Source organism: Nioella nitratireducens (assembly GCF_001879715.1).
Classification (GTDB): domain Bacteria; phylum Pseudomonadota; class Alphaproteobacteria; order Rhodobacterales; family Rhodobacteraceae; genus Nioella; species Nioella nitratireducens.
The window spans coordinates 39,710-60,104 of sequence record NZ_MNBW01000012.1 but is presented as its reverse complement, the minus strand read 5'-3'; the positions used below and the strand labels follow the sequence as shown (position 1 = coordinate 60,104).

At 63.9% G+C, this 20,395-nt stretch carries 17 protein-coding genes; 13 read left to right on the top strand and 4 right to left on the bottom strand.

Annotated elements, in window-relative coordinates:
• Positions 1-60 precede the first annotated feature (60 nt).
• The 3 genes from BKY27_RS13240 to BKY27_RS13230 all read left to right on the top strand — a co-directional run bounded on the left by BKY27_RS13240 (position 61) and on the right by BKY27_RS13230 (position 4,589).
• On the top strand, positions 61-1,371 hold the full coding sequence (locus tag BKY27_RS13240; RefSeq protein ID WP_071674974.1) for an HlyC/CorC family transporter: 1,311 nt from the start codon (positions 61-63) through the stop codon (positions 1,369-1,371).
• Between the two features lie 187 nt (positions 1,372-1,558).
• The gene (locus tag BKY27_RS13235) at positions 1,559-3,970 is read left to right on the top strand and encodes a GcvT family protein (RefSeq protein WP_071674973.1); all 2,412 of its coding nucleotides are present in this window, start codon (positions 1,559-1,561) and stop codon (positions 3,968-3,970) included.
• A gap of 37 nt (positions 3,971-4,007) precedes the next feature.
• Positions 4,008-4,589 carry a nucleotidyltransferase family protein gene (locus BKY27_RS13230; RefSeq protein WP_071674972.1) on the top strand — a complete coding sequence of 194 codons (582 nt, stop codon included), beginning with the start codon at positions 4,008-4,010 and terminating at the stop codon, positions 4,587-4,589.
• A 97-nt stretch (positions 4,590-4,686) separates the two neighbouring features.
• Here BKY27_RS13230 and BKY27_RS13225 read toward each other — a convergent pair whose 3' ends face one another.
• Positions 4,687-6,384, bottom strand: a complete 1,698-nt coding sequence (locus BKY27_RS13225) for a Hint domain-containing protein (RefSeq protein ID WP_071674971.1) — start codon at positions 6,382-6,384, stop codon at positions 4,687-4,689.
• A gap of 959 nt (positions 6,385-7,343) precedes the next feature.
• Here BKY27_RS13225 and BKY27_RS13220 point away from each other — a divergent pair.
• Complete coding sequence (locus tag BKY27_RS13220; protein ID WP_146636244.1) at positions 7,344-7,529, top strand: hypothetical protein; 186 nt, start codon at positions 7,344-7,346, stop codon at positions 7,527-7,529.
• A 37-nt stretch (positions 7,530-7,566) separates the two neighbouring features.
• On the top strand, positions 7,567-7,896 hold the full coding sequence (locus tag BKY27_RS13215) for a TfoX/Sxy family DNA transformation protein (protein WP_071674969.1): 330 nt from the start codon (positions 7,567-7,569) through the stop codon (positions 7,894-7,896).
• A 69-nt stretch (positions 7,897-7,965) separates the two neighbouring features.
• Here BKY27_RS13215 and ndk read toward each other — a convergent pair whose 3' ends face one another.
• Positions 7,966-8,388 (bottom strand): nucleoside-diphosphate kinase, encoded by a 423-nt coding sequence (ndk, locus tag BKY27_RS13210; protein ID WP_071674968.1) that lies wholly within the window; start codon positions 8,386-8,388, stop codon positions 7,966-7,968.
• 109 nt (positions 8,389-8,497) lie between these two features.
• Between ndk and BKY27_RS13205 the strand changes: the two genes are divergently transcribed.
• Genes BKY27_RS13205 through BKY27_RS13195 form a run of 3 tightly spaced genes read left to right on the top strand, consistent with a single transcriptional unit; the run spans position 8,498 to position 11,595 of the window.
• A complete protein-coding gene (locus BKY27_RS13205; protein WP_071674967.1) occupies positions 8,498-10,351 on the top strand; it encodes an ABC-F family ATP-binding cassette domain-containing protein in 1,854 nt (617 codons plus the stop codon).
• Entirely contained in the window at positions 10,348-10,962 is a 615-nt protein-coding gene (locus BKY27_RS13200; protein WP_071674966.1) for a MarC family protein, read from the top strand. The genes BKY27_RS13205 and BKY27_RS13200 overlap by 4 nt, the downstream gene beginning before the upstream one ends.
• 51 nt (positions 10,963-11,013) lie before the next feature.
• The gene (locus BKY27_RS13195) at positions 11,014-11,595 is read left to right on the top strand and encodes a retropepsin-like aspartic protease family protein (protein ID WP_071674965.1); all 582 of its coding nucleotides are present in this window, start codon (positions 11,014-11,016) and stop codon (positions 11,593-11,595) included.
• 48 nt (positions 11,596-11,643) lie between these two features.
• Here BKY27_RS13195 and BKY27_RS13190 read toward each other — a convergent pair whose 3' ends face one another.
• Positions 11,644-12,111 (bottom strand): DNA polymerase III subunit chi, encoded by a 468-nt coding sequence (locus tag BKY27_RS13190; protein ID WP_071674964.1) that lies wholly within the window; start codon positions 12,109-12,111, stop codon positions 11,644-11,646.
• 5 nt (positions 12,112-12,116) lie between these two features.
• The gene (locus BKY27_RS13185) at positions 12,117-13,586 is read right to left on the bottom strand and encodes a leucyl aminopeptidase (RefSeq protein ID WP_071674963.1); all 1,470 of its coding nucleotides are present in this window, start codon (positions 13,584-13,586) and stop codon (positions 12,117-12,119) included.
• Between the two features lie 143 nt (positions 13,587-13,729).
• Here BKY27_RS13185 and lptF point away from each other — a divergent pair, with 143 nt between their 5' ends.
• From lptF to pdxA, 5 genes are read left to right on the top strand one after another with little or no spacing between them, the layout of a single operon-like run.
• Complete coding sequence (gene lptF / locus BKY27_RS13180) at positions 13,730-14,869, top strand: LPS export ABC transporter permease LptF (protein WP_071674962.1); 1,140 nt, start codon at positions 13,730-13,732, stop codon at positions 14,867-14,869.
• Positions 14,866-15,960, top strand: a complete 1,095-nt coding sequence (lptG, locus tag BKY27_RS13175) for an LPS export ABC transporter permease LptG (protein WP_071674961.1) — start codon at positions 14,866-14,868, stop codon at positions 15,958-15,960. The genes lptF and lptG overlap by 4 nt, the downstream gene beginning before the upstream one ends.
• Entirely contained in the window at positions 15,960-18,095 is a 2,136-nt protein-coding gene (locus BKY27_RS13170) for an LPS-assembly protein LptD (protein ID WP_071674960.1), read from the top strand. The genes lptG and BKY27_RS13170 overlap by 1 nt, the downstream gene beginning before the upstream one ends.
• A gap of 20 nt (positions 18,096-18,115) precedes the next feature.
• A complete protein-coding gene (locus BKY27_RS13165) occupies positions 18,116-19,369 on the top strand; it encodes a peptidylprolyl isomerase (protein ID WP_084667967.1) in 1,254 nt (417 codons plus the stop codon).
• Positions 19,366-20,355, top strand: a complete 990-nt coding sequence (pdxA, locus tag BKY27_RS13160; protein WP_071674959.1) for a 4-hydroxythreonine-4-phosphate dehydrogenase PdxA — start codon at positions 19,366-19,368, stop codon at positions 20,353-20,355. Before BKY27_RS13165 ends, pdxA begins: the two co-directional genes overlap by 4 nt.
• The last annotated feature ends 40 nt before the right edge of the window (positions 20,356-20,395 follow it).

Sequence of the window (20,395 nt, the reverse complement as noted above, 5' to 3'; positions counted from 1 at the left end):
GCTTGATAAGACCCACCAGCGCCCCCATAACCGGCTCAACCGCCACAGGCAGGAGGCCCCATGCCCGAGATCGACCCCCTTCTTGACGCTTCGTTCTGGATCACCGCCGGAGCGATCCTGGCGCTGCTGTTGCTCTCGGCTTTCTTCTCGGGGTCGGAAACCGCGTTGACCGCCGCCTCTCGCGGCAAGTTGCGCACGCAGGCCGACCGCGGGTCGGCCATGGCGGACAAGGCCCTGAAACTGACCGAAGACAGCGAGCGGTTGATCGGCTCGGTCCTGCTTGGCAACAACCTCGTCAATATCCTTGCGGCCTCATTGGCGACATCGCTCTTTACCCGCGCCTTCGGCGAAAGCGGCGTTGCGCTGGCCACTCTCGTCATGACCCTTCTGGTGCTGATCTTCGCCGAGGTGCTGCCCAAGACCTACGCCATCACCAATGCCGAAAAGGCCGCCGCCGCCGTCAGCCCGATGATCGCGCTGGTGATCCTGGTGTTCGCACCAGTCGTGTCCATGGTGCAGGTGCTGGTGCGCGGCATGTTGCGGGTGTTCGGCGTGCAAACCGACCCCGACAGCGCCGTCCTGTCGGCCCGCGAGGAAATCGCTGGGGCCATCACCCTTGGCCATTCCGAAGGCGCGGTGGAAAAGGAACACCGCGATCGTTTGCTTGGCGCGCTCGATCTGGGGGAACGCACTGTCGAGGAAATCATGCTTCACCGCTCATCCATCGAGATGATCGACGCGGAAGAGGATAGCGAGGCGATCCTGAGCCAGTTGCTGCAATCCCCCCATACCCGCCTGCCCGTCTATCGCGGCGAGCCGGAAAACATCATCGGCGTGGCCCATGCCAAGGACGTGCTCCGCGCGATGGATCGGCTGATGCGCGGACCCGAGGCCTCGGCCTCGGGGCTGGCCGCGTTTTCGATCATCGACGTGGCGATGAAACCCTATTTTGTCCCCGAGACGACGACGCTCGACGACCAGATGCGGCAATTCCTGCGCCGCCATACCCATTTCGCGCTGGTGGTCGATGAATATGGCGCATTGCAGGGGCTGATCACGCTGGAAGATATCCTCGAAGAGATTGTCGGCGAAATCACCGACGAATTCGATGTCGAGGAAGAGGTCAACCTGACGCCGGGGGCCGATGGCAGCTATCTGATCGACGGCGGCATGACGATCCGCGACCTCAACCGCGCCACCGACTGGAACCTGCCCGACGAAGAGGCCAACACCGTGGCGGGGCTGGTTATCCACGAGGCGCAGATGATCCCCGAGGAAGGGCAGGTGTTTTCCTTTCATGGGTTCCGTTTCGAGGTGGCCGAGCGCCAGCAGAACCGGCTGACCCAGATCCGGGTGCGCAAGCTCTTGTAGCCTGGGGAACTTCGCCGCCTGCGGCGCCGATCCGCGCGGCCCGTGAACGGGCCGCGCAGTTGGGGGCGCTGCCCCCAAACCCCAGGAGTATTTTTACAAAGAAGAAGCAGCGATGTCGCTTTTGGGCTTGCGGGCGGCGGGCGGCGGGGGCTGTCTTGCGGGAGGTGGGCCATGTGGGAGAACGGCGATGAAAACCAGCACTCGGGTATGCGTGATCGGCGGCGGCGTGGTGGGGTGTTCGGTGCTCTATCACCTGACCAAGCTTGGCTGGTCGGATGTGATGCTGCTGGAACGCTCGGAATTGACCAGCGGCTCGACATGGCACGCGGCGGGCGGGTTCCATACGCTGAATGGCGACACCAACATGGCAGCCCTTCAGGGCTATACGATCCGGCTTTACAGAGAGTTGGAAGAGCTGACCGGCATGTCCTGCGGGTTGCACCATGTGGGCGGCGTGACCCTGGCCGACACGCCGGAACGCTTCGACATGCTGAAGGCCGAGCGCGCCAAGCACCGCTTCATGGGGCTGGAGACGGAGATTTTGGGCCCGGATGAGATCAAGGCCATTGCGCCGATCACCAATGTCGAGGGCGTATTGGGCGGGCTTTACGATCCGCTCGACGGACATCTGGACCCGTCCGGCACCACGCACGCCTATGCCAAGGCCGCGCGCATGGGGGGCGCGACGATCGAAACCCATTGCATGGTGCGCGAGACCAATCAGCGCCTTGACGGAACGTGGGACGTGGTGACCGAAAAGGGCACGATCCACGCGGAACATCTGGTCAACGCAGGTGGTCTTTGGGCGCGCGAGGTCGGCGCGATGGCGGGCTGTTATCTGCCGCTGCATCCGATGGAACACCAGTATCTGGTGACGGACGACCTGCCGGAGATCTATGAGCGCGAGGTCGAGCATCCGCATGTGATGGACCCCGGCGGCGAAAGTTACTTGCGGCAAGAGGGGCGCGGGCTTTGTATCGGCTTCTACGAACAACCCTGCCGGCCCTGGGCCGTGGACGGCACGCCGTGGGGCTTCGGCCATGAACTGCTGCCCGATGACTATGACAAGATCGAGGACAGTATCGCCTTTGCCTGGCGCCGCTATCCGATCCTTGAACGCGCAGGCGTCAAGACGGTCATTCACGGGCCGTTCACCTTTGCCCCCGACGGCAACCCGCTGGTGGGGCCGGTTCCGGGCTTGCGCAATTACTGGTCGGCCTGTGGCGTCATGGCGGGGTTCAGCCAAGGCGGTGGCGTCGGTCTGACGCTGGCGCAATGGATGGTCGAGGGCGAGCCGGAGCGTGATGTCTTTGCCATGGACGTGGCGCGCTTTGGCCGTTGGATCACACCCGGTTACACGCTGCCCAAGGTGGTGGAAAACTACCAGAACCGCTTTTCCGTGACCTACCCGAACGAGGAGCTGCCCGCCGCAAGGCCCTTCCGCACGACGCCGATGTACGACATTTTCGACCAGATGGGCGCGGTCTGGGGGCAGCAATACGGGCTGGAGGTGCCGAATTATTTCGCCCGAGGCGATGAACCGCGATATGAGACGCCCTCGTTCCGCCGGTCAAACGCCTTTGACGCCACCGCGCGCGAGGTGCGCGCCGTACGCGAGGGCGTGGGCATCAACGAGGTGCAGAATTTCGGCAAGTACCGTGTCTCTGGCCCCGGCGCGCGGGGGTGGCTTGATCGGATCATGTCGGGCCGCATACCGAAACCGGGGCGGATGAGCCTGACGCCGATGCTGGCACCCTCGGGGCGGTTGATCGGGGATTTCACCGTGGCGTGCCTGACCGAAACGGAATTCCGCGTCACCGCCAGCTATGGGGCGCAGGATTTCCATATGCGCTGGTTCGAGGGGCAGCTTTCGGGCGATGTGCAGGTCGAAAACATCTCGGACCGCCAGACCGGGTTCCAGATCGCGGGGCCATGCGCGCGGGATCTGCTGGCCAGCGTGACGCGGGCCGATGTGGGGCCAGGCGCGTTCCGGTTCATGGATGTGCAGCGCCTGCCCATCGGGATGTGCGAGGCCATCGTGCAACGGGTCAGCTATACCGGCGACCTTGGCTATGAAATCTATGTCGATGCGATGGATCAACGCGCGCTGTGGCATGTGCTGTGGGCCGCCGGACAGGAATTCGGCCTGAAGCCCTTTGGGATGCGGGCGATGATGAGCTTGCGGTTGGACAAGTTCTTTGGCTCTTGGATGCGGGAATTCTCGCCGGATTATACGCCCTGCGAAACCGGGATGGATCGGTTCATTCGCTGGTCGAAGGGCGATTTTATCGGCAAGGCGGCGGCCGAGGCGGAGCGGGCCGCGGGTGCGGCGCGAAAACTGTGCTCCTTTATCGTCGAGGCCAAGGATGCCGACGTGATCGCCTATGAGCCGATCTGGCTGGATGGCGCCGTGCAGGGCTTTTGCACATCGGGCGGGTATTCGCATTATGCCGGGAAATCCGTGGCCTTCGGCTTCGTCCCGACCGAGCGCGCCGTCGAAGGGCTGAAAGTGGACATCGAGATCCTTGGCGAGATGCGGCCTGCGCGGCTGGTCAGCGACCCGCTGTTCGACGCCGACGGTGCACGGATGCGGGGCTGACTTGACGCGACCGCGCCGGGCAGCGAAAGCTCTGCCCATGGATCAGGACGTGACCCTTGTGCTGTTGGCGGCGGGTGCCTCTTCCCGGATGCGGGGGGCGGACAAGCTGCTGGAAACCGTGTCCGATGAGCCGTTGCTGCGCCTGATGGCCCGGCGCGCGGCCAAGGCGGGGCCGTTGCGCGTGGTCTTGCCCCAGGGGCATTCGGCGCGGCGGGCGGTGCTGGACGGGATCGAGGCCGAAATCGTCGAGACAGCACCGGGCGGCACGATGAGCGACTCTCTCGCCGCCGGAGTCGCGGGGCTGACGGGACCGGTTTTGATCGTATTGGCCGACATGCCCGAGGTGACGGCCCATGATCTGCACCTTCTGATTGCCCTGTCCCGGCAAGCGCCGAATGCCATTCTGCGGGCTGCAGGGCAAGATGGCACAGCCGGCAATCCAGTGCTGTTTCCCGCCGACCTGCTGGCAGAGCTTGGCAAGATCCGTGGCGACAAGGGCGCGCGTGGAGTGTTGAAAAACCATGCTGGCCGGGTGCATCTGGTGCCATTGCCGGGCGATCATGCGGTGATCGACCTCGACACGCCCGAAGATTGGGCCGCGTGGCGCAACAGCCTTTGATACGAAAAAGTGGGGCGGCGCATAAGCACCGCCCCTGTAGTCGGGTCCGGGGAGAGGTTATAGCCCCCTCTCCCCCCGTATCCCTGCTGCATTCCGATTAGCGGATGATCAGGCGCGCCTCGTGGCCTTTCAGCACCTTGCGGGCGGCGGCATAGCTGTCGGTGCCGTCCTGCTGCTGAAGCTCGGGGAAGAGCGCATAGATCTCGTCGCGTTGATCCTGCCCCATGCCGCCAAGGGTCTGGTCGCCGGGCTGGAAACTTTCGGTCCAGGCACCGTCTGCCAGAACCACCTCGTGGCGGTCGAACATGAAGTGAATGTAGGTCGTGCGCAGCGTGTCCATGTAGGTGACCGACTGGTGGTCGATCAGGTGCTTTGCAGCCACCAGCACTTCGCTTTCCTCGAAGTAGAGCGAGGTGCGTTCGTTGGCGACCAGCATCCGGTGCTGTGGGCTGACCAGCATGTCCCGTTCGGGCAGACCATCGCCGAGGGCCCCGGCCTTGATCAGCACGGGCCGCAGATTGGGCGCGCGGCGCAGCTCGGCATGGTTGAGCGTCCGCGAGCCGATCCAGCGGATCTCCTGGATGCCGTTGTCACGGGTCAGAACCTTGTCGCCGGGCTTCAGGCTTTCCACCAGCACTTCGCCGCGCGGGGTTGCGATGCGGGCACCGGGGGTGAAGCAGGGCACGACGTTCTCGATTTCCTCGAAACGCATGGTGCCGGTGATGTTGGACGGGTCGAAGCCGCCACCATCGTAGAAGGTGACCGTGCCGTTTTCCGGGTTGCCGGAGTCCAGCTCGACACGCAGCGGTCCGGACCCGGTCAGGTCCAGCGTGTCATAGTCGTCACCGCCACCGCCGCCATCGACGAAATCGCCGACATTGCCACCGAGGATCACGTCACGGTCGTCGCCGCCGTGGATCTCGTCTTCGTCGATGCCGCCGTCGATCGTATCGTTGCCAGAGCCACCGTAGATCAGGTCGTCGTCGTCTTCGCCATAGATCAGGTCATTTCCAGCGCCACCGTTAAGCGTGTCCATGCCGTTATCGACAACTGCGTCGGGACCGATCGGGTTGCCGTCCGAGCCATCGTCGGTGATGTTCAGCTCGTCGGGGAAGCCCGGCCCAAGACCGCCGTAGATGGTGTCGTCACCATCGCCGCCGTCCACACTGTCAGAGCCTTCGCCAGCAACGATCTTGTCGTTGCCTTCGTCGCCCGACACCGTGTCGTCGTCAAAGCCCGCGTTGATCATGTCATCGCCAGAACCGCCGGTGATGACATCGGCATCGTCGCCGGTCAGGATCGTATCGTCGCCAGCCCCGCCATCGACGGTATCCATCCCGTCGAGGGGATCGCCATCCCCCGGAAACAGGCCCGGATAGCCGCGGTCAGGCAGCGGCAGATTGCCGTCGAACCGGGTGTCGATATAGTCGTTGCCATCCCCGCCATCGACGCTTTCCTTGCCGTCGCCGCCGATCAGGGTGTCGTCGCCATCGCCGCCGACGAGCGTATCGTTGCCGCCTTCGCCTTTGACAAGGTCGTCACCGCTCTCGCCATCGAGATAGTCGTTGCCGTCATTGCCCCAAAGGGTGTCGTCGCCAACACCGGCATGGACGGTATCGTCACCGGCCCCGGCCAGAACCACATCGTCGTTGGGGGCATGGCCGTCCAGAATGGCGTCGTTGTTGTCAATGCGATCGCCTTCGGGATCACCGGTGTAGGCCAGATTGATTTCGTCGTTTCCGGGGGTGCCATCGACCACGCCGTCGACGCTGCCCTGCTCATTATTTCCAGACATTTGTCGTCTCCTTTAAGAGTTGCAGGAGGCGGCGCGTCCGGCACCGTCCTGGCGGATAATTGCTTTGTCGGTGACAACGGGGGGTGGCGGGCACAGCGCGATACTGGCGAGAACCAAACCGTAGGCGGCAAACAATAAAATCATCGCACATCCCCTTCAGGACCGTTGTCGAAACAGATCCAACCGATTTGCGATGTTTGAAACTCGAGGGCGGGCGCACGAGGGACCAGGCCACCAAAACGGTGGGCGACGGCCATAAGGCAGCGGCCAGCACACGCCCCACAGGACGAAGCTGTTGATTTTCCGCACTTTCAGCGCGGCTCACATGCCACCAGTCGATCCGAAGATCGGCTTGGTCTCGTGCGGCCGCCCCCGTGGCCTTCAGACATCGCCCCCCAGTTGGGCTGACCAAGGGATAGCCTGTCGGATGGCCCCAACAAAGCGAAAATTGTCTGAAACATGGCGGGAGTTGGTCAGAAATTGTCTCAAAGTGTAAAAGAATGTGGCGAAACCCGACCAAAGTTGGGGCCGATTGTTTCTACCTGTAAAACGACGGCGGCCGTCTTGGTGCGTTTTGACACTGGTTTCCCTTTTCCAATTCACCTTGTTTACCTAGGTAAATCTGCAATCTTGCCAGAGCCACCATGCCCTAGGGGAATTTTCACTGATTCATGACTGTCTTCGATATGAAAACAAAGGATTGATCCCTCACACGAAACGCTCTGTTAACCGTGGCGGAATTGAGGCAGCATTAGGACCGGCCTGACACTTTTTCAATACCTCTTTTTTCCCGGCATTGATGACGGGCTGGAACCAATCCCCCCGAATCGCGCCCCTCGACCAGGGAATCGCTTGGAAATTCGAGACCTGTCCAACTGGCCAGGTTCGAAATGTATATCCGTCACCACCCCGTCCCCGGCCCCATTTTCGCCACAATTCAATCGCCTTCCCGGCATGGCATGACCCCGAAAACCGCCGCATTCCCGGCGCAGGCTATCCATTGGCACAAAGACCAAATCGAGCAGAAAGAGACCGTCATGCCACAACCGAAACCCACGCCCAAGCAGGCGCCGAAACCCCCGAAACCGCAGTCGACCCCGAAAAAGGATCCGCCTGTGATCTTCAAGGACTGGGCCAGCATCTGATAGGCTCGCCGGGCTGTCCCTTGCGAAAGCCCGCGCCATGCCCACGCCCCTGACCGAGATCCGCAATATCGGCCCCGCCATGGCCGAGGCCCTGTCGCGGGCCGGGATCACCAGCGCCGAAGAGTTGCGCGCCCGTGGCCCCGATGCTGCCTACGCCGCAATGCTGAAGACGGGCGCGCGCCCGCATTTCATCGGCTACTATGTCTTGCACATGGGATTGCAGGGCCGCCCCTGGAACGATTGCCGGGGACCGGAGAAGACAGCCCTGCGCGCACGGTTCGACGCGATTTGCGCAAAGGCGTTTGACGTCCGCCTCTCGGAACTGGAAAAAGCCCTGAACGAGATCGGCGTCATCGCCCGCCAGTGACCCCCGCCCCACCAACGAAAAGGGCCGCCCCCGAAGGCGCGGCCCGATCAGTTGTTCATGGCACGGCGATCAGCCGACCAGTTCAAGACCCGAGAAGAAATAGGCGATCTCGACAGCGGCGGTGTCCGCGCCGTCGGAGCCATGGACCGAGTTTTCACCGATCGACAGGGCGTATTCCTTGCGGATCGTGCCTTCTGCAGCATCCGCCGGGTTGGTGGCGCCCATCACTTCGCGGTTCTTGGCAATGGCGTTCTCGCCTTCCAGAACCTGAACGACGATCGGCTCAGACGACATGAATTCGCACAGTTCGTCGTAAAACGGGCGTTCCTTGTGGACTTCGTAGAACACGCCAGCCTGGGCTTTGCTCAGGTGGATGCGCTTGGAGGCGACGACGCGCAGGCCGGCGGCTTCCAGCTTGGCCACGATTGCGCCGGTCAGGTTGCGCTTGGTGGCATCGGGTTTGATGATCGAAAAGGTGCGTTCCAGCGCCATGAAGGTCACTCCTGCAAGGTGTTAGCGTTGGCGCGGCCCCTAGCATGGGGGGATCGGCTTGAAAAGCCGCCAATTGACAGTCCTGCCCGCGCGGGTCACACCCCGCCCCATGCTCAGGATCGAAGATATCTCATTCTCCATCGCCGGTCGCCCCCTGCTCGAGGGCGCGTCCGCCACCATTCCCGATGGCCACAAGGTGGGCATTGTCGGCCGCAACGGCACCGGCAAGACCACCCTCTTTCGCCTTATCCGGGGCGAGTTGACGCTGGACACCGGGGCAATCACCCTGCCAACCCGCGCCCGCATCGGCGGCGTGGCACAGGAAGTGCCATCCTCCGAGACATCGCTGATCGACACGGTGCTGGCCGCCGATACCGAGCGCGCGGCCCTGATGGCGGAAGCAACCGACGATCCGGCGCGCATCGCGGAAATACAGACCCGGCTGGCCGATATCGACGCATGGTCGGCCGAGGCCCGCGCGGCAACCATCCTGCGCGGCCTTAGCTTTACGGCCGAGGAACAGCTTATGCCCTGTTCGGCCTTTTCGGGCGGCTGGCGGATGCGGGTGGCCTTGGCGGCGGTGCTTTTCGCGGCGCCCGACCTGCTTTTGCTGGACGAACCGACCAACTATCTCGACCTTGAAGGCGCACTTTGGCTGGAAAGCTACCTGGCGAAATACCCGCATTCGGTGCTGGTGATCAGCCACGACCGCGGTCTGCTGAACCGGGCCGTGGGCCATATCCTGCATCTCGAAGACCGCAAGCTGACGCTCTATCAAGGCGGCTACGACACCTTTGCCCGAACCCGCGCCGCCCGCATCGCGGTGGCACAGGCCGAATCGAAAAAGCAAGACGCCCGCCGCGCCCATCTGCAAAGTTTCGTCGACCGGTTTCGAGCCAAGGCCACCAAGGCCAAACAGGCGCAGTCGCGGTTGAAGATGCTGGAAAAGATGCAGCCGATCACGGCCCCGTCGGAACGTGGCTTCCGCGCGTTCTCGTTTCCCGAGCCAGAGCAACTCTCGCCGCCGATCGTGCAGCTTGACGGGGCCAGCGTCGGTTATGACGGCAAGGCCGTGCTGCAACGCCTGACCCTGCGCATCGACCAAGACGACCGGATCGCCCTGCTTGGCCGCAATGGCGAGGGCAAATCGACGCTGTCCAAGCTGTTGGCCGGCAAACTGCCCACGATGGACGGGCGACTCACCAAATCCTCCAAGCTGCGGGTGGGCTATTTCGCGCAGCACCAGGTGGATGAGTTGCATATCGACGAAACGCCCCTGCAACACCTGCGGCGAATGCGCCCCGAGGAAGCCCCGGCCAAGCTGCGCGCGCGGCTGGCGGGGTTCGGTCTTGGCGCCGATCAGGCGGAAACCGTGGTGGGCAAGCTTTCGGGCGGGCAAAAGGCACGCCTGTCGCTGCTGCTGGCAACGCTGGACGCGCCGCATATGCTGATCCTCGATGAGCCGACCAACCACCTCGACATCGAAAGCCGCGAAGCGCTGGTCGAGGCGTTGACCGCCTATTCGGGGGCCGTGATCCTTGTCAGCCATGACATGCATCTGTTGGAAATGACGGCCGATCGCCTGTGGCTGGTCAAGGGTGGCGGCGTGCACCCCTTTGACGACGACCTTGCCGCCTATCGCCGGTTGCTGCTGTCGGGCGACACGGCCCCGGCCAAGCCGAAGCCTGCCGCGCCCAAACCGAAACCCAAGCGTCCACCCCGCGACGAAATCCTCGACCTGCGGGCCGAGGTGCGAAAATGCGAGGCACGGGTCGAGAAAATCAACGAGATGCGCGAAAAATTGTCGACCAAGCTTGCGGACCCGGTGCTCTACTTCGATGCTCAGGCCAGCAATCTCGCGCATTGGCAAAAGAAATTCGCCGAAGTCGAGGATGGACTGGCCCGCGCCGAGGCCCTTTGGATGGCGGCGCTTGAACGGCTGGAGGATGCCGAGGCGACATGATCCCGAGCGATGCCATCACCGCCTTCGTGGCGCTTTTCGTGGTGATCGACCCGATCGGCCTGACGCCTATTTTCATTGCGTTGACCACGGGGGCGTCGAACGCCGCCCGGCGCGCCATCGCAATCCGGGCCTGTCTGGTGGCGGTGGTCTTGCTGACGGTTTTTGGCCTCGCGGGCGAGGCGGTGCTGTCCTTCCTCGGTATCTCGCTGGCCGCCTTCCGCATTGCCGGCGGCATCCTGCTGTTCCTGACGGCGCTGGACATGCTGTTCGAGCGCCGCAAACAGCGGCGCGAGGGACAGGCTGATGCGCCCCATGCCGAAGACCCTTCGGTCTTTCCGCTGGCGATGCCGCTGATCGCGGGGCCCGGCGCGATGGCAACCATGATCCTGCTGACCGGCTCCGCCGACAGCGGAGCAGGCATTGCCCTTGTCCACGGGGTGATGTTTGCCGTGATCCTTTGCGTCGTCGCCCTGTTCCTGTTGGCCGGCCCGCTGGAAAAACTGCTTGGCCCGGTGGGGATCAACGTTGTGACGCGCATCTTGGGGATGTTGCTTGCCGCGCTATCGGTTCAATTCGTGATCGACGGGTTGCGCGATCTTCAGGTGGCATAGTCCCGCCCGGACCCTATATTGAGATTGCGCCTGCAAACGGACCCACGCCCCATGGAAAAAACCGAAATCGCCTCGCTCATCTACCTGTCGCTGCTCGGCGTTGCGCTGGTTGGCTCGATGCTGTCGGCCAATCGCCATCGCATCGGGCGCGTGGCCCAGATGGCCCTGACATGGGGCTTTCTGATCGCGGCCGGGGTAGCGGCGGTGGGGCTGTGGCCGCAGATCACCCAGACTGTTCTACCTCGGCAGGCGATGATCACCGATAGCGGCGAGGTGGTCGTCCCGCGCAGCTTCGATGGCCATTACTACCTGACCCTCGACATCAACGGCGCCCCGATCCGATTCATGATCGACACCGGCGCCACCGACATGGTGCTGACCCCGCAAGACGCCGCGCGCGCCGGGCTGGATATGCGCGGGCTCAGCTATACCAATCGCGCAATGACGGCCAACGGCATGGTTCAGACCGCCGCCGTGCGGCTAGAACAGGTCAGCGTCGGCCAGATGACCGACCGCTATGTGCCCGCCGTGGTGAACGGGTCGCCAATGCAGGAAAGCCTTCTCGGCATGTCCTATCTAAACCGGTTCAACCGCATCGCCATTGAAAACGGTCGGATGGTTCTGGCGCGCTGACGCAAAGGCGTGCGGCCGGCATCGCGTCTTGGCGGCGCAAAGGCGTCCCTATTTTGCGGCACTCTCGGCCTTCTTTTCCCAACGACCGCCCTCTTCGGACCAGTATTGCGCCTCGCAGCCCGCGCCGGTCAGCGCCCGCCATTGCCCTCGCGCCTGCTGCAATGCCGCCTCGTTCGCACCGTCAAAGAGGATGCAAACCCGTTCCAGCGCCTGCACTTCCTCGGGCGAGACCTCGGCGCCTTCGACGCTCATCAGGCAGGCCGCCCCGTTGGGAAGTGCCGTCTGTTGGGTCAACAGCACCGGCTGGTCCGCGTCATGCGGCCCCCCAGCCCGGCCATGAGGCAGGAAGCCGTCTTCGGGGCGGAGCCACAGCATCTCGTCAAGCCGCCCCAGAAACATGTCGGAGCGGCCCCGCACCGCAACGCGCCAGCCCGCTTGCAGCGACTTGCCCAACAGGGCCTGCACCGTCGCCTCGGGTGTCGAGTGGGTGAGGTGATAGAACAGGGCCGCTCCCATGCGATTCACGCTTGCTCGTAGCCATCGCGGATGAACCGGTCGAGCGCCCGCACACCCCAGCCCGTGGCCCCCTTGGGCGCAAAGGCGGTGTCCGAGGTCACGCTGGCCACACCCGCGATGTCGAGGTGAATCCACGGGGTTTCGTCCTTGACGAAGCGTTTGAGGAACTGCGCTGCCGTGATCGACCCGGCAGGCCGCCCACCGACGTTCTTCATATCCGCGATGTTGGATTTGAGCTGCTTGTCATAGGCTTCGCCCAAAGGCATCCGCCACGCGCCTTCGGCTTCGGCCTCGGCGGCTTTGAGAAACCCGTTGGCAAAGGCATCGTCGTTTGAAAAGACACCAGCGTTTTCATGCCCCAGCCCGATGATGATCGCCCCGGTCAGTGTGGCGAGGTCAACCATGCCACGGGGCTGGAACCGGTCCTGCGCGTACCACATCACGTCGCACAGAACGAGCCGCCCCTCGGCGTCGGTATTGATCACCTCGATGGTGTCGCCCTTCATGGATTTGACCACGTCGCCGGGGCGTTGCGCGCGCCCGTCGGGCATGTTTTCAACCAGACCGACAAGGCCCACGACGTTGGCCTTGGCCTTGCGCAGCGCCAACGTGCGCATCACACCCGCCACGACACCCGCACCGCCCATGTCCATGGTCATGTCTTCCATGCCCGCCGCCGGTTTCAGGCTGATCCCGCCGGTGTCGAAAACGACGCCCTTGCCCACGAGGGCCAGGGGGGCCTCGTCGCCACCGCCTTTCCATTGCATCACGACCACCTTGGAGGGGCTTTCCGACCCCTGCCCCACGGCCAGCAGCGACCGCATCCCCAGCGCTTCCAGATCGGCCTCTTCGAGGATCTCGATCTCCAGCCCCAATTCGCCCATGGCCGCCAGCCGCGCGGCGAAATCTTCTGTTGTCAGGACGTTTGCGGGTTCGCTTACCAGATCGCGGGTAAAAAAGACGCCCTCGGCCACGGCAGCCATCGGGGCGGCTTCGGCGGCAACCTCTTCTGGTTTCGACACCATGATCGTCGCACCGCCCGCCGACTTGGCCGCTTCCGTCTTGTGGTCGGTGAAGGCATAGGCCCGCAGCGCAAGGCCAAGCGACAGGTCCGCCGCCTTGGGTAACGCGCCAGCCGCAACGGTCATCACCGCGTCCCCCTTGACCTTGGCCAGTTCCGCCCCGGCCTTGCGCGCTTCGGCGACACTGGGGCGACGCGCGAGTTTCACAACCGCCAGCGCCTCGGCTGCCAGCCCCGCGGGAAAGGCCAGGGTGACCACGTCACCAGGTGTGGCCTTGTCCCAGCCCTCCGACTCAGCCAGCCGCACAACCGCACCGCGCGTCAGCCGGTTCACCCGACGCGCGGCGGCGTCCAGCTTGCCGTCGGGCGTCACGATCACCGCCAGTTTTCCCGTGGCGTTTTCCAGCGCGCCGGTGTCCGTTTCGATGAAGGAAATCTCGATTGGGGTTGTCATTTATCGCCTCTTGTCTGTCTGTCGTCGGCAACACTAGGGCGCGCGCGGCCCGATGACCAGATATGCCTGTCCTTGCGCTGTCGATTGCACTAAGAACGGGAAACTGGGGTCTGCAAATGATTGGTTTTTAAGGGGGGCGCATCTTGGGGCGCTATGACCGGTATATCCTGTCCCAGCTCTTGGTGCTGTTCAGTTTTTTCAGCCTTGTGCTGGTCTCGGTCTATTGGGTGAACCAGGCCGTGGGCCTGTTCGACCGGTTGATTGGCGACGGGCAATCCTTGCGGGTTTTTCTTGAATTTTCAGCGCTTTCCTTGCCGCAGAGCTTGTCTCTGGTGATCCCGGTTTCAGCTTTTGTTGCCGCCATCTACGTGACCAACCGGATGATTTCGGAAAGCGAGCTGGTGGTGATGCAGACGGCGGGCTGTTCGGCGCTGCGGCTGCTGCGCCCGGTCTGGGTGTTCGGTCTTTTGGCGGCGATCCTGCTGGCGATTCTGACCAACTACCTGGTGCCGCTGGCGCGCAGCCAGATCATGGACCGCTCGGCGGAAATTTCGCGCGACATGACGGGGCGGTTGCTGCGGTCGGGCGAGTTCATTCATCCCACCAACAATGTGACGGTCTATATCCGCGAGATCACAGAGTTGGGCGAGTTTCGCGATGTCTTTTTGCAAGATCGGTCGCAGGCCGGCACCGAGACCACCTATACTGCCAGCCGCGCCTTGCTGGTCGGGGGCGACAACGGCCCGCGGCTGGTAATGTTCGAAGGCATGGCACAGACCCTGAACATCGAGAGCGCGCGGTTGTCGATCATTCGCTTCGACGATTTCACCTATGACATCGGCGGGTTGATCGGGGCCGATAGCGGGCGCCTGTTGCATATCCGCGAAGTGCCGACATGGGTGCTGCTGACCGCACCCGCAGGATACGCCGAGTCGCAGGGGTCGTCGCTTGCAGCCTTCCGGTTCGAGGGGCATGACCGCCTTGCCAAGCCGATCTTTGCGATCTTCGTACCGGTGATCGCGGCGGCAACGCTGATGCTGGGGGCGTTTTCCCGCTTTGGCTCGTGGCCACAGATCCTCGTGGCCATCGGGCTGATGGTGCCGTTGCAGATGGTCTGGAACGCGGCCGAAGGCATCGGCTCCCGGCAAGACGGCATGGCGTTTCTGGCGTGGCTCCAACCCGGGCTTGCCATGGTGATCGCCTGCGTCATGGTTTGGTTGTCCATGCGCGGCCACCGCCTGCGACAGCGCCCGTCGCGGGGGATCGACGGGGCACCGGCATGATCCTGCATTTCTACATCGCGCGCCGGTTCCTCCAGTCCTTCCTGATGGTGTTGGCGGTTTTCGTGGCGATCCTGCTGCCGATCGACCTGGCGGAACAATTGCGCCAGATCGGCAACGCCGATGCCGGGCTGGGCGCGGCGTTTCAACTGGCGTTGCTGAACCTGCCGGGCGGGCTGTACCGGATGCTGCCGCTGTTCATCATTCTCGCCACCTTGGTGCTGTTCCTTTCGCTTGCGCGGACATCGGAACTGGTGGTCATCCGCGGCTCTGGCCGATCGGCGCTGCGCTCGGCCATGGCGCCGGTGATGGTCGCCGTGCTGATCGGCGTGCTGGGGCTGTTGGTGATCAACCCGCTGGTGGCGGCGACCGAACGCCAATACGAAGTGTCGATCGCCCGCTACCAGACCGATGAAAACCGCACCCTCTCGGTGTCCGGCGAAGGTTTGTGGCTGCGGCAGGGCAGCGCCTTCGGGCAGACGGTGATCCGCGCCTCGCGGGCAAATTCCGATGGCACATCCCTCTTCGAGGCCAGCTTTTTCGTCTATGATTCCGAAGGGCAGGCCCAAAGCCGCATCGACGCGGACACCGCTGTTCTGACCGAGGGCGCTTGGGACTTGACCGGTGCCAAGGTCTGGCCGCTCGGGCGCGCGAACCCCGAGGCCGAAGCCAGCACCCATGACAGCTTTTCCCTGCCCTCGACCCTGACCCGCGATCAGATCCGCGACAGTTTCGGCGACCCCTCGACCGTGCCGATCTACGAACTGCCCGGATTCATTGCGCAATTGCGCGCCGCGGGCTTTGCCGCGTTGCAACACAGGGTGTGGCTTATGAGTGAACTTGCCAATCCGTTCCTGCTGGCGGCGATGGTTTTGATTGGCGCGAGCTTCACGATGCGGCATACCCGGTTTGGGAAAACGGGGATGATGGTCTTGTTTGCGCTGCTCTTGGGCTTCGGCATGTTCTTCCTGCGCAACTTCGCGCAGGTGCTGGGCGAGACCGGCCAATTGCCGGTGCTGATCGCCGCGTGGACGCCGCCCCTTGCCGCGATCCTGTTGCCGCTCGGCTTCTTGCTCCATACGGAGGATGGCTGATGCGGTGGCGCGGCGCGTTTCTGGCGGCGATGATTGCCCTGGCCCCGGCGGTCGGCGCGCAAGGACAGGACAACCCGGTTCCCGCCACCTTGATCGCCGACAATATCCGCTTTGCCCAAGGCACCACCTCGGTCTCTGCGCGCGGCAATGTCGAGATATTCTACAACGGCGCCCGGCTGCGTGCCTCTGCGGTCCTTTACAATGGGGACAATGACCAGATCACGGTCGAAGGGCCGATCACCCTGACCGAGGAAACCGGACACACGATCATCTTCGCCGATTTCGCCGAACTTTCGGCCGATTTGCAGGACGGCGTATTGCAATCGGCGCGGTTGGTGCTGGACAGGCAGTTGCAGATCGCCGCCACGCAGATCAACCGAGAGGGCGGGCGCTATACCCAGATGTATCAGACCGTCGCCTCGTCCTGCGAGGTCTGCGCGGCAAACCCGGTGCCGCTGTGGCAAATTCGGGCCCGGCGGATCGTCCATGACCAGCAGGAGCGGCAGCTCTATTTCGAAGACGCCCAATTCCGCGCGCTTGGGGTGCCAGTGGCATGGTTCCCGCGCCTGCGCCTGCCCGACCCGACCCTTGAGCGGTCCACCGGGTTCCTGACCCCATCCATTACGGCCAGCGATCAGTTGGGCACCGCGCTTCGGCTGCCCTATTTCGTCACGCTGGGGGACCATGCGGACGTGACACTGACGCCAGTCATATCCGCTGGCGACAGCCAGACGCTGGAGGCGCGGGTCCGCAGGGCGTTCCGAACCGGCTTTGTCGAGGTCACAGGGGCCTACAGCTGGGACAACCTGACCAACGAGTCGACCCGCTCTTACCTTTTTGCCGATGGCTGGTTCGACCTGCCCAACGACTTCCGGCTGGACCTGGCTTATCAGACGGTCTCTGACCCCGATTACCTGCTGACCTATGGCTACAGCGAAGAGGACATCCTGCAATCCGGCTTTGCCATCAGCCGGGCGCGGCGCGATGAATATATCGGCCTGTCCTTTGACCGGGTCCGCTCGTTGCGCACCGGCGACAACAACTACACCCTGCCCACCCTGATGGCGGATTCCGAGGTGGTCGAGCGGATCGAGCCGGGCTGGATAGGCGGCATCGCAACGTTCAGTTTCAGCACCCATGCGCATCAGCGCCGGTCCAACATGGACGTGACCGGGCGCGATCTGGGCCGTATCAGCCTCGATGCGACGTGGCGGCGCGATTGGGTTCTGCCGGCCGGCATCCTCGCCGCGGTCGAGGCGCATTGGCAGGGCGATTATTACGACATTCAGCAGGATTCGACCTATCCCGGCGAAATCACCCGCTCGACGCCTTCGATCGCGGGCGAATTGCGGTGGCCCTTGGCCCGTGCCAGCGCGACCGGCGTGACACATCTGCTGGAACCCGTGCTGCAATATGTCTGGGCCCCCGATAGCGGCCCCGCCGTCCCCAACGAAGACGGCGCGGTGGTGGAGTTCGACGAGGGCAACCTGTTTTCCCTCAACCGTTTTCCGGGCGCGGACGGGCAGGAATTGGGGCCGCGTCTGGCCTACGGCCTGAGCTATACGCGCCACGATCCGCTTGGCTGGTCCCTTGGTGTGACAGCAGGCCAAGTCGTCCGCGACCGGTCCTATGGTCAATTCACGCAAGGATCGGGCCTCGACGGGGCGCGGTCCGATTACATGATCTCGACAAGCCTTGGCATCGGATCGTCCCTGACCCTGATGAACCGCGCCATCTTCAGCGAGCGCTTCAATGTCAGCTCGAACGAACTGGCCGTATCTTGGACCGAAGATCACCTCGACCTCGCCTCGTCGGTCACATGGCTGCAAGCCGACCCCGCCGAGGGACGCCCGCAGGATATGGCCGAATGGGCCTTTGACGCCTCGTACGACTTTGACAGTGCCTGGGCCGCGCAGGTGGATTGGCGCTATGATTTCGAAGCCAGCGAGCCGACCCGGGCCGGTCTGAGCCTGACCTACGCCACCGAGTGCGTCGATGTGGAGTTTTCCCTCTCGCGCCGCTTCACAACCTCGGCTACGTTGCCCCCAGCCACGGATTTCGGGCTGACGGTGGCGCTAAACGGTTTTGGCGCGTCCCGCGACGGGCGCCGCTTTGACCGTAGTTGCAGCATGTGACCCGAAGACCAGACCAAGGAATGACGGACCTGACCATGATGACCCGAGCAGACAGCCCCCGCCCCCTTCACGCCGTCAAGGCGCTGGCCATGGCGCTGGTGCTGGCCTTGTCGGTCGGACAACCCGCGATGGCGCAGGGCCTGTTTTCCCCGGCTGTCAGGGTGAATGACCGCGTGGTCACGAATTACGAAATCCAGCAGCGGGTACAGTTTCTCGAATTGCTGAACGCGCCGGGCGACCTGGAACAGCAGGCGCGCGAGTCGCTGATCAACGAGCGGCTGCAACAGGATGTCGGTCGGCGCACCGGCCTGTTGGCCACGCCCGAGGCCGTCGATCAGGGCATGGAGGAATTCGCCGGACGCACCAACATGTCGACCGAGGCGTTCCTTGGCGCGATCCAGAATGAAGGTATTGCGCCGCAGACCTTCCGCGATTTCGTGTCCGCCGGGATCACGTGGCGCAATATCGTGCGCACCCGTTTCGGCCCGCGCGCGCAGGTGACCGAGGATGAAATCGACCGCGCCCTGACCATGTCCACGACAGAAGAGGGGGCCCAGATCAGCGTTGCCGAACTGGTTGTGCCGCTTGATGCGCAGAACCAGGACTCGCTGCGCACCGATCTGGCCCAACTGGCCGAACAGGTGGACGGCTCGATCGGTGCCTTTTCCGAGGCTGCCCGCAATTATTCAGCGTCTCCGACAGCCGCCCGCGGCGGCGATCTCGGCTGGCGGCCGCTGTCGTCGATCCCGCCCCAGTTGCGCGCCATCCTGTTGCCGATGAACGTGGGCGACGTGACCGATCCGGTGCCGCTTGGCCCCGCCATTGCGATCTTTCAGCTGCGCGGATTGCAGGAAACGGGCTTTGTCACCCCCGATGTGACGGCGCTGGAATATGCGCAGGTTCTGATCCCCGACGGTCAAAGCCCCGAGGCGCAGGCCACCGCACAAGACCTGCGCGACAGCCTGGATACCTGTGACGACCTTTACGGCGTGCGCCCCGGCGGCTTCGAGCGGGTGTCACTGCCGGTCGGCGACGTGCCGGGCGATGTTTCTCTGGAACTGGCCAAGCTCGATGCGAACGAGGTCTCGACAGCGCTGACCCGCAACAATGGCCAAGACATGCTGTTCCTGATGCTGTGTGGCCGCTCGACCGAATTGCCCGAGGGCGGGCGCGAAGAAGTGCGCCAAGCGTTGTTCCAGCAGCGGCTGCAAAGCTATGCAGAGGGCTATCTCGCCGAACTGCGCGCCGATGCGATCATCGTCGAAACCCCATGACCACGGCCGTCCTGCCCCCCGTCGCCATCAGTTGCGGGGAGCCATCGGGCATCGGCCCCGAGGTGATCGCCAAGGCGCGGGCCGTGCTCGGCTCTTCGTTGCCGTTCTTTGCGATCGGAGACCCGCGTCATTTCGCGGGACTGGGCCCGGTGGTGGAAATCGCCGATCCATCCGAGGCCGCCACTGTGCGGGACGCCCTGCCCCTGTTGGCACACGCCTTTGCCGATCCCGCGCGCCCCGGTGATCCGTCGCCGGGCAATGCCCAAGGGGTCATCGACGTGATCGCACGGGGTGTCGAGCTGGTGCAATCGGGGGCCGCCGCGGCGCTGTGCACCGCGCCGATCCACAAGAAGGCACTGAAGGACGGGGCGGGCTTCGCCTTTCCCGGCCACACCGAATACCTCGCCCACCTGGCCGACGTCGAGCGGGTGGTGATGATGCTGGCCTGCCCCGAGTTGCGGGTGGTGCCGGTGACGATCCATATTTGCGTGGCGGAGGTGCCGGGCGCGCTGACCCCGGATCTACTGGACGAGACCCTGCGCATCACCCAGGCCGCCCTGATCCGCGATTTCGGGATCACCAGCCCACGCTTGTCCGTCTGTGGGTTGAACCCCCATGCGGGGGAAGGCGGCGCTATGGGGCGCGAGGAAATCGAGGTGATCACCCCGGTCCTGGACCGGCTGCGCGCCGAGGGAATGCAGATCGCCGGACCGCAATCCGCCGACACGATGTTTCACGCCGCCGCCCGCGCGCGTTATGACGCGGCCATTGCCATGTATCACGATCAGGCGCTGATCCCGATCAAGACCATTGATTTCGCTGGGGGCGTGAATGTCACGCTCGGCCTGCCCTTCATCCGAACCTCGCCCGACCACGGCACCGGGTTCGACATCGCCGGGCAGAACAGGGCCGACCCGACCAGCATGATCGCGGCCCTTCGGATGGCGCGGGATATGGCCCTGGCCCGGGCGGAGGGCGCGGCATGATCAAGGTTGCAGGGGGCGCTGCCCCCATCACTTTGCGGCG